The following is a 7034-nucleotide window of genomic DNA, read 5'->3' on the forward strand; positions in this document are numbered from 1 at the left end:
CGGCGCCCCCGGGGGCGCCGATTGCCCCGTCACCGCCGTGACCAGCACCGCGACCGGCGGATGCCCGTCCACCGCTTCCGTCACCGCGGCCCGCACCGAGCGCGCCACGTCGAGCGCGCGGTGGCCGCAGTCCGTCGCCAGCTCGACCCGTACGTGGTCCGCGCCCGTGTGCACCGCCGCGCCCAGCACCCGGGTCAGCGTCGCGACACCGGCCACCCCGGCGGCCGCCCGGCCCGCCGCGTCCCCGGGTTTCGCCGCCCGCACCTCGGCCGGCTCCGGCTCCGCCCGCTCCGGCGCGGTCTCCAGCAACTCCGTCACCTGGAGGTCCACCTCGGCGACCACCAGGCCGAGCCGCCGCGAGGCAGCCGCCAGCAGCGCCGAGCGCAGCGCCGCCGCGGCGACGGGCAGCGGCTGGTCGGCCGTCGCCGCCATGGTCGCCTCGATCCGCAGCGGGCCCGGCGGCAGCGCGCTCGGGGGCGAGGGCACCTGCGGTTCGCAGGCCGTCCCCGGATCGGCCACCGCGATCCTCAGCTCACCGAGCACCGGCCCCGCGCCGGGACCGCGTACCGCCCGGCGCAGCACCGCGACCGCGGCCCGTTCCGAGATCCAGGCCCCGTCCGCCGGACCACCCAGAGGGAGCAGCCGGCCCAGGCCGAGCCGTTGCCGAACCGCAGCCGTCCATCCGTCGGCCCTGTTCGGGCTGTCAGCCGTCGTCATCGCCCCAGCCTGCCGTATCCACGGCGCGAGACGGGGCAAGCGCACTTAATGTGGGCAAGGAAGTCCAACTCTGCCCCGAAGGGAAGAACGGCGATGACCGAGACCCCACAGCGGAACCGGCCCGAGAACCCCGACAAGGACGCGAGCACGCCACTGACCAAGCGTGGCGGGGGAGACCCCGCCACCCGCGGCCGCACGACGATCGCCGACGGCGTGGTCGAGAAGATCGCCGGAATGGCGGCTCGCGACGTGGTCGGCGTGCACGCGATGGGCAGTGGCCTCTCCCGTACCTTCGGCGCGGTGCGCGACCGGGTGCCCGGCGGCGGCAAGTCCGTCACCCGGGGCGTGAAGGCCGAGGTCGGCGAGTCGCAGACCGCCCTCGACCTGGAGGTCGTCGTGGACTACGGCGTGTCGATCGCCGATGTCGCGCGTGACGTACGGGAGAACGTTGTCGCCGCGGTCGAGCGGATGACGGGTCTCGAAGTCGTCGAGGTCAACATCGCGGTGAGCGATGTGAAGCTGCCCGACGAGGACGATGACGACGAACAGCCCGAGCCACGTCTCCAGTAGTCCTCCCGTCCGAGGTAGTTGAGGAGCGCACGATGAGCATGGCTGTGGTCGGCATGGTGGCGGGCATGGCGCTGGGATTCGCCGGATATTTCGGCGGTTTCGGTGCCTTCCTGCTGGTGGCCGCGTTGGGGGCGGTCGGCTTCGTCGCCGGTCGCTTCTTCGACGGTGACCTGGAGCCCGGCGACTTCTTCCGGAGTCGCGATCGCGGCGACCGACGGCGGTGACGGCCGTGTCGGGGGCGAGCGGCCGGGTCGCCGCCGCGGAGCGCGGGGAGACCCGGATCGCCGACCGGGTGGTAGCGAAGATCGCCGCGCAGGCGGCGAAGGAGGCAGTCGAAGAGCCGGCGAAGGACGGTGCGTCGCCGCGCGCCACGGTCACGGTGCACCGTGACACGGTCCGGGTGCGGGTGAGTCTGGAGCTCGGGTATCCCAGCGACATCGGCCGCCAGTGCGGTGCCGTGCGTCGCCGGGTCGCGATGCGGGTAAAAGCGTTGGCGGGGATGGAGGTGCCGGAAGTGGCCGTACAGGTCGAGCGCCTGCACCCCTCAGGAGCGAGTCTCGCGGCGCAGGGGAGGATCCGATGACCGAGCCCCAGAACCCGGAACACGGCACGCAGCGGCTGCCCACGGTCCAGCCGGTGGAGCACGGGGACGTGCTCGAACTCGACCAGTCGGCGTCGTCCGCGGCCTACGACCCGGTGCCCGCCAAGGAGCGGGGCGAGGGCGGCGGCGGCCGCTTCTGGTCCGCGCGCCGCGTTCCGGCCGGCGTCCTCGCCCTGGTGGTCCTCGGCGGCGCCGGAATCCTTCTGTACGACGTGGCGGCGGTGCGGGCCGGCCATCCGGCGATGCAGTGGCGCCGCTCGCTGGCCGACGAGCTGGCCCGGCGGCCGCTGAACGACGTCTGGGTACTGACCGGTGCGGCGGTCGCGACGGCGATCGGCCTGTGGCTGATCGTCCTCGCGCTCACGCCCGGACTCCGTGACCTGCTGCCGATGCGCCGCGACCACCCCGGTGTACGGGCCGCGCTGGACCGGACCGCGGCCGCGACGGTCCTGCGCGACCGGGCCGTCGAGGTGTCCGGTGTGCAGTCGGTCCGGGTCCGGATGAGACGGAGCAAGGTGAGGGTGCGGGCCGTCTCGCACTTCCGTGAACTCGACGATGTACGGGCCGATCTGGACACCGCACTCTCCATGGGCATCGGGGAGCTCGGACTGTCCAGGCCGCCGCGCCTGTCCGTCCATGTCCGCCGTCCGGCGAAGAAGGGGTGAGCGGCGTGCTCAGGACCGTCAACCGGGTACTGCTGGGCCTCGCCGGGCTGGTGCTGGTCTGCGTGGGCGGCGGAGTGCTGGCCGCCGCGGCCGGGCTCTCCGTACCGTCCTGGTGGCCCTGGTCCGGCAAGAACGACGTACTGCTCAGCGAGGCCGACCGGGGCCGCTGGCGCTCGGAGGGCTGGTGGTGGCCGACGGTGATCGCGGTCCTCGCCGTCCTCGTCGTGCTCGCCCTGTGGTGGCTGCTGGCCCAACTGCGCCGGGCCCGCCTCTCCGAGGTGCTGGTGGACAGCGGGGACGGCGAGGGTGCGCTGCTGCGCGGCCGGGCCCTGGAGGGCGTGCTCGCCGCGGAGGCGGGGTCCCTGGACGGGGTGGCCCGCGCCCAGGTCGTCCTCACCGGGAAGCGCAGTACCCCGCAGGCCAGGGTCCGGCTGCTGATGGAGCCGCACGCGGCGCCCGACAAGGCGCTGGGCCGGCTGACCGACGAGGCGCTGGCCCATGCCAGGGACTCCGCGGGGCTGGCGCGGCTGCCCGCGGAGGTGCGGCTGAGGGCGGTCAAGCACCGCGCGGAGCGGGTGAGCTGACGGACGGTACGGATACGCGGGCGGACGGTGCGGATACGCGGGCGGGCCGGAGCCATCCGCCCCGCCCCGCGCGTCGTTCGTCCGGCCGTGCGGCGGTGGACGGTTCAGAAGCCGTGCCGGGAGCCGCCGTCGACCGGGACCATGATGCCGGTCAGATACGAGGCGGCGGGCGAGAGCAGGAAGGCCGCCGTCCGGCCGAACTCCTGCGGGGTGCCGTAGCGGCGCAGCGGGATGCGCGCCTCGTTGGCCGTGCGCGAGGCCTCCGCGTCGCCGGAGAGCGCGTCCAGTTCGCGTACCCGGTCCGTGTCGATCCGGGCCGGCAGCACGCCCACCACCCGGATGCCCCGCGGGCCGAGCTCGTTGGCCAGTGACTTGGCGAACCCGGCCAGGCCGGGCCGCAGGCCGTTGGAAATGGTCAGACCGGCGATCGGCTCGTGGACGGAGCCGGAGAGCACGAAGCCGATGACACCGCCCTCGCCGAGCGCCGCGGCGGCCGCGCGGGCCAGACGCACCGCGCCCAGGAAGACCGACTCGAAGGCCGACTGCCACTGCTCGTCGGTGTTGTCCGCGACGGAGCCGGGCGCCGGACCGCCGACGCTGATGAGGATGCCGTCGAGCCGGCCGAACCCCTCCTGCGCGGCGTCCACCAGGCGCTGCGCCACGGACGGGTCGGCGTTGTCCGCGGCGAGCCCGACGGCGTCCGGGCCCAGTTCGTCGGCGGCCGCCCGGACGCTCTTCTCGTCCCGGCCGGTGATGATCACCCTCGCGCCGTCGTCCACCAGCGCCCGTGCCGCGGCGTTGCCCAGTCCCCGGGTCGCGCCGGTGACGATGTACACACGGTCCTTCAGTCCAAGATCCATGGCCCTATCCTGCCGCCTCGCCCGCCGCGGTGTCCGCAGGGGCCTGTGCCTCGGCCAGCGAGACGGCCGTCCCCACCAGCCCGACGTGGCTGAAGGCCTGCGGGAAGTTGCCGAGCTGGCGCATGGCGGCGGTGTCGTACTCCTCGGCGAGCAGCCCCACGTCGTTGCGGAGCGCCAGCAGCCGCTCGAACAGTTCGGTGGCCTCCTCGGTGCGTCCGGTCATCCGCAACGCGTCCGCCAGCCAGAACGAGCAGGCCAGGAACGCGCCCTCACCGCCGGGCAGCCCGTCGATCGAGGTGCCGTCGGTGCTGTAGCGGCGCACCAGCCCGTCGCTTCCCAGCTCGGCGCGGACGGCGTCCACCGTCCCGATGAGCCGCGGGTCGTCCGGCGGCAGGAAGCCGGTCCTGGCGATCAGGAGTGTCGCGGCGTCCAGGTTCCGTGACCCGTACGACTGGGTGAAGGTGTTGCGCACCGGGTCGTACCCCTTCTCGCACACCTCCCGGTGCACGGCGTCCCGCATCGCCCGCCAGCGGTCGGCGTCGCCGGTCAGTGACGGGTCCTCCTCCAGGCTGCGCACGGCGCGGTCGGCCGCCACCCAGGCCATCACCTTGGAGTGCACGAAGTGGCGGCGCTGGCCGCGGATTTCCCACAGCCCCTCGTCCGGCTCGCGCCAGGTGGACTCCAGGAAGCCGAGCAGGCTGAGCTGGATGTTCCAGGCGTGCGGTTTGTCGCCCAGGCCCGCCTCATGGGCCAGCCGGAGCGAGTCGATGACCTCCCCGTACACATCGAGCTGACGCTGACGGACCGCGGCGTTGCCGATCCGGACCGGGGCGGAGCTCTCGTAGCCGCGCAGCCACGTCAGCTCCGACTCGGGCAGTCTGCGCTCGCCCGCGAGCCCGTACATGATCTGCAGATCGGCCGGGTCCCCGGCGACGGCGCGCAGCAGCCAGTCCCGCCAGGCGCCGGCCTCCTCCAGGTAGCCGGCCGAGATCAGCGCGCCGAGGGTGAGCGTGGAGTCCCGCAGCCAGCAGAAGCGGTAGTCCCAGTTCCGTACGCCGCCGATCTCCTCGGGCAGCGAGGTGGTGGGGGCCGCCACGATGCCGCCGGTCGGACCGAAGGTGAGCGCCTTGAGGGTGATCAGTGAACGGATCACGGCCTCCCGGTAGGGCCCCTGGTACTTGCAGCGGGCGGACCACTCGGCCCAGTCGGACAGGGTGTTGTCCAGCGCCTCGAACGGGTCGACGAGATCGGGGCGGGGCGAGTGCGAGGGGTGCCAGGTCAGGACGAACGCCACCTGTTCCCCCGCGGAGACGCTGAACGAGGAGCAGGTGGAGAACTGCTGGCCCCAGGTCTTGACCGGCGGCTCGCTGCGCAGCCAGGCGGAGTCCGGCCCCGCGACCGCCACCCGGTGGCCCTGCGACCGGCGCACCCAGGGCACGACCGAGCCGAAGTCGAAGCGCAGCCGGAGCACGGAGCTCATGTCGACGGTGCCGCTGACACCCTCGATGATCCGCATCACATCGGGTTCCTGGTCGCGCTGCGGCATGAAGTCGATGACCTTGACCGTGCCGGTGCGGGTCTCCCAGAACGTCTCCAGGACGAGGGAGTCACCCGCGTAGGCGCGCCGGGTGCAGGTGTCCGCGCCCGTCGGCGCGATGCGCCAGTGGCCGTTGTCCTCCTCACCGAGCAGGGCGGCGAAGCAGGCGCCCGAGTCGAAGCGGGGCAGGCAGAGCCAGTCGACGGAACCGTTCTTTCCGACCAGGGCGGCTGTCTGGAGATCGCCGATGAGGGCGTAGTCCTCGATGAGTGGGGTCACGTTCTGGCGTGTTCCCGAACATGGCCCCCGCTAAGCAGCCGTTGTCCGACGTGAGGCGGGAGTCACCCCGGCGGGGGACGGTGCCGAAACGCCGTCAGGCCTTCGCGGGCTCGGGCTTCCCGGGCTCCGCCGCGGCGCCCCCCGCTTCGGCGGCCTCGGCCGCTGCCGTCACCAGGTCGCGCTTCTCCCGGCGGGCCAGCACCACATAGCCGACCGGAACACCGGCGGCGAACAGCCACCACTGCACGGCGTACGCCATGTGCGGGCCGATGGAGCTGTCGTCGGGGGCCTCGATCAGCTCGGGGGTGTCGCCGGCCGGCACGGGCCCGGTCTGTTCCAGGTAGCCGCCGAGCACCGGCCGGGAGAGCAGCTTGGCCTGCTCGGCGCTGTTGATCAGCATCACCTGGCGGTCCGGCAGGTCCGAGAGGTCCTTGATACCGCTGCTGCCCGTCGTCTCGTCGGCCTTGAGCCGCCCGGTGACGGTCACTTCGCCCTTCGGCACGGCCGGCACGTCGGGGAAGGCGCGCTGGTCGTCGGCGGTGGGGATCCAGCCACGGTTGATCATGACCGTGCCGCCGCCCTTGAGGTCGAACGGGACCAGCACATGGAAGCCGATGCTGCCGTCGGTGGCGGTCCGGCGCCGCACCACGACCTCGTGCTTCTCGTCGTACGTCCCGGTGGCCTTCACCGCGCGCCAGTAGTCCGAGCGCGGAACGGTGTGGCCGGGCGAGGTGAGCGCGGCGACCGGAACCGGCTTCGCCTTGAGGTTGTGCGAGATCAGGGCGTTCTGCGCGACCTTGTGCTCATGCCGGTGCAGCTGCCAGAAGCCCAGCTCGATCATCGTGGGAATCATGACGAGGGCGAGGAGGGCGAGGATCAGCCACTGCCGTGTCAACAGGAAGCGGTACACCCCATGACGGTACAACCGCGTCATGGGGTGCATCGCGCAGGGGGTGGGGGAAGGGGCCCGGCGCCCGGTGCTCAGACTTTGTCGATGATGCCCACCTTCCCCTCCGCGCGGGCGCAGTGACCACCGCAGAACCAGTGCCCGTCGACCTCGACGCCCTGGCCGATGACCTGGACCCGGCAGTGCTCACAGATCGGCGCCATCCGGTGAATGGCGCAGGAGAAGCAGTCGAAGACGTGCACCGCGCCCTGCGCGTGCACTTCGAAGGACATCCCGTAGTCGTTTCCGCATACCTCGCAACGTGCCATGCGCCA

10 protein-coding genes are annotated in these 7034 nt (G+C 72.8%); 5 read left to right on the forward strand and 5 right to left on the reverse strand.

Features of this window, described 5'->3' with window-relative positions; all coding sequences use genetic code 11:
- The coding region (locus tag J1C73_RS02255) for a hypothetical protein (RefSeq protein ID WP_207314829.1) at positions 1 to 717 on the reverse strand (717 nt) is incomplete at its 3' end.
- 93 nt (positions 718 to 810) lie between these two features.
- On the opposite strand from J1C73_RS02255, the gene J1C73_RS02260 reads away from it, so the two are divergent.
- From J1C73_RS02260 to amaP, 5 genes are read left to right on the forward strand one after another with little or no spacing between them, the layout of a single operon-like run.
- Complete coding sequence (locus tag J1C73_RS02260) at positions 811 to 1287, forward strand: Asp23/Gls24 family envelope stress response protein (protein ID WP_123469089.1); 477 nt, start codon at positions 811 to 813, stop codon at positions 1285 to 1287.
- A gap of 32 nt (positions 1288 to 1319) precedes the next feature.
- Positions 1320 to 1511 carry a hypothetical protein gene (locus J1C73_RS02265; protein ID WP_123469087.1) on the forward strand — a complete coding sequence of 64 codons (192 nt, stop codon included), beginning with the start codon at positions 1320 to 1322 and terminating at the stop codon, positions 1509 to 1511.
- Positions 1508 to 1870: an Asp23/Gls24 family envelope stress response protein gene (locus J1C73_RS02270; protein WP_372446638.1), complete on the forward strand. Its 363-nt coding sequence runs from the start codon at positions 1508 to 1510 to the stop codon at positions 1868 to 1870. Before J1C73_RS02265 ends, J1C73_RS02270 begins: the two co-directional genes overlap by 4 nt.
- Positions 1867 to 2553 (forward strand): DUF6286 domain-containing protein, encoded by a 687-nt coding sequence (locus J1C73_RS02275; protein WP_207314831.1) that lies wholly within the window; start codon positions 1867 to 1869, stop codon positions 2551 to 2553. Before J1C73_RS02270 ends, J1C73_RS02275 begins: the two co-directional genes overlap by 4 nt.
- On the forward strand, positions 2550 to 3137 hold the full coding sequence (gene amaP, locus J1C73_RS02280; RefSeq protein WP_207314832.1) for an alkaline shock response membrane anchor protein AmaP: 588 nt from the start codon (positions 2550 to 2552) through the stop codon (positions 3135 to 3137). The genes J1C73_RS02275 and amaP overlap by 4 nt, the downstream gene beginning before the upstream one ends.
- A 104-nt stretch (positions 3138 to 3241) precedes the next feature.
- On the opposite strand, the gene J1C73_RS02285 is transcribed toward amaP, so the two are convergent.
- The 4 genes from J1C73_RS02285 to J1C73_RS02300 form a co-directional block, all read right to left on the reverse strand.
- Positions 3242 to 3997, reverse strand: coding sequence for an SDR family oxidoreductase (locus tag J1C73_RS02285; protein WP_207314833.1), 756 nt, complete (start codon positions 3995 to 3997; stop codon positions 3242 to 3244).
- 4 nt (positions 3998 to 4001) lie between these two features.
- Positions 4002 to 5813 (reverse strand): glycoside hydrolase family 15 protein, encoded by a 1812-nt coding sequence (locus J1C73_RS02290; RefSeq protein ID WP_207314834.1) that lies wholly within the window; start codon positions 5811 to 5813, stop codon positions 4002 to 4004.
- Between the two features lie 94 nt (positions 5814 to 5907).
- Positions 5908 to 6723 carry an SURF1 family cytochrome oxidase biogenesis protein gene (locus J1C73_RS02295; protein WP_207314835.1) on the reverse strand — a complete coding sequence of 272 codons (816 nt, stop codon included), beginning with the start codon at positions 6721 to 6723 and terminating at the stop codon, positions 5908 to 5910.
- 71 nt (positions 6724 to 6794) lie between these two features.
- Positions 6795 to 7028 (reverse strand): metallothionein, encoded by a 234-nt coding sequence (locus J1C73_RS02300; protein ID WP_078852816.1) that lies wholly within the window; start codon positions 7026 to 7028, stop codon positions 6795 to 6797.
- Positions 7029 to 7034 lie beyond the last annotated feature (6 nt).

Source organism: Streptomyces laculatispora, assembly GCF_017353455.1.
In the GTDB taxonomy this organism is placed as follows: Bacteria; Actinomycetota; Actinomycetes; order Streptomycetales; family Streptomycetaceae; genus Streptomyces; species Streptomyces laculatispora.

What these genes read in the sequence shown, in the direction of transcription:
- J1C73_RS02260 (WP_123469089.1), top strand. Translation starts at nt 811, where the DNA reads ATGACCGAGACCCCACAGCGGAACCGGCCCGAGAACCCCGACAAGGAC.
- J1C73_RS02265 (WP_123469087.1), top strand. Translation starts at nt 1,320, where the DNA reads ATGAGCATGGCTGTGGTCGGCATGGTGGCGGGCATGGCGCTGGGATTC.
- J1C73_RS02275 (WP_207314831.1), top strand. Translation starts at nt 1,867, where the DNA reads ATGACCGAGCCCCAGAACCCGGAACACGGCACGCAGCGGCTGCCCACG.
- J1C73_RS02285 (WP_207314833.1), bottom strand. Translation starts at nt 3,997, where the DNA reads ATGGATCTTGGACTGAAGGACCGTGTGTACATCGTCACCGGCGCGACC.
- J1C73_RS02300 (WP_078852816.1), bottom strand. Translation starts at nt 7,028, where the DNA reads ATGGCACGTTGCGAGGTATGCGGAAACGACTACGGGATGTCCTTCGAA.